At 63.5% G+C, this 1835-nt stretch carries 1 protein-coding gene; it reads left to right on the top strand.

Annotation, left to right across the window (positions count from 1 at the left end; translation table 11 throughout):
- The coding region (locus tag HMPREF1546_RS08705) for a 2-oxoacid:acceptor oxidoreductase family protein (protein ID WP_021751864.1) at positions 1 to 1835 on the top strand (1835 nt) is incomplete at both ends.

Genomic DNA, 1835 nt, shown 5'->3' on the forward strand with positions numbered 1-1835 from the left:
GGACCTGGGCGCGGTGGCCCACCTGTCCGCCATCAGCGGCAAGTACGCCTTCATGCACTGCTTCGATGGCTTCCGCACCTCTCATGAGATGCAGCGGATCGAGGCGCTGGACTATGAGGACCTGCGTCCTCTGGTAGACCAGGAGGCCCTGCAGGAGTTCCGCCGCCACGCCCTGAACCCGGAGCACCCCACCAACCGGGGCAACAACGTGAACCCCGACGTGTACTTCCAGTGCAAGGAGGGCGCCAACGTCAAGGCCGCCGCCATCCCCGACACAGTCCAGCATTACATGGACGAGATTAACAAGCTCACCGGTCGGGACTACAAGCTGTTCAACTACTACGGCGCGCCTGACGCGGAGGAGGTCATCGTGGTGATGTGCTCCGCCAGCGAGGCCGTGAAGGAAACCGTGGACTACCTGAACGCCAAGGGCCGCAAGGTGGGCATGGTGCAGATCCACCTGTACCGGCCCTTCTCCGTGAAGCACTTCGCAGCGGCCATCCCCGCCACGGTGAAGAAGATCGCCGTGCTGGACCGGTCCAAGGAGACCGGCTCCGTGGGCGAGCCCGTGTATCTGGACGTGGTCACCGCTCTGAACCAGGCGGGCCGGGGCGACATCCGTGTGGTGGGCGGCCGGTACGGTCTCAGCTCCAAGGACACCACCCCGGGCCAGTTCATCGCCGTGTATGACAATCTGAAGCTGGAGAATCCCAAGAACAGCTTCACCATCGGCATCAACGACGACGTGACCCACACCTCTCTGGACTACAAGGAGGTGGAGCTGCCCCATCCCGGCGAGGTCTCCTGCAAGATCTGGGGCCTGGGCGGCGACGGCACGGTGGGCGCCAACAAGAACGCCATCTCCACCATTGGTCTGGTGGCCAACAAGTACGCACAGGCGTATTTCTCCTATGACTCCATGAAGTCCGGCGGCCTGACCCAGAGCCATCTGCGCTTCGGTGACGAGCCTATCCGCTCCACCTATCTGGTGTCCTCCGCGGACTTTGTGGCGGTCCATGCCCCCACCTATGTCAACAAGTACGACACCACCGAGGATCTGAAGGACGGCGGCATCTTCCTGCTGAACTGCCCCTGGAGCGCGGAGGAGCTGGAGACCCGCCTGCCCGGCAAGATGAAGCGGGACCTGGCCCGGAAGCACGCCAACTTCTACATCATCGACGCCGCCAAGCTGGCGGTGCAGGTGGGCCTTGGCGAGAAGCGGACCAACAACATCCTTCAGGCTGCCTTCTTTGCCCTGACCAAGGTCATCCCCCTGGATATGGCCGTGGAGGACATGAAGAAGAACAACTACAACTCCTATTTCAAGAAGGCCGGCCAGAAGATTGTGGATCTGAACGACAAGGCCGTGGATCTGGGCATCAGCGCCGCTGTGAAGGTGGAGATCCCCGCCTCCTGGGCGGACGCGCCTGACACTCCCATGGCCGAGCCCAAGAACGCCTCTGCCTTTGTCCGTGACATCGTGCTGCCCATGGACCGGCAGCAGGGCGACAAGCTGCCTGTGTCTGTGTTCCAGAAGCACGGCGTGCTGGACGGCACCTGGGAAAACGGGACCTCCGCTTTCTCCAAGCGGGGCGTGGCAACCAAGGTGCCCAAGTGGAACGCGGAGAGCTGCATCCAGTGCAACCGCTGCGCCATGTGCTGCCCCCACGCCGCCATCCGGCCCGTGCTGCTGGCCGAGGAGGAGAAGGCCCAGGTGCCCGCGTCCTTTGAGACCGTGCCCGCCAAGGGCCTGGGCAAGGACGCCCCCAGCTACTTCTTCCGGATGCAGGTCTCTCCCTATGACTGCCTGGGCTGCGGCGTGTGCCTGACCGCCT

This window comes from Oscillibacter sp. KLE 1745, assembly GCF_000469445.2.
Classification (GTDB): domain Bacteria; phylum Bacillota; class Clostridia; order Oscillospirales; family Oscillospiraceae; genus Oscillibacter; species Oscillibacter welbionis.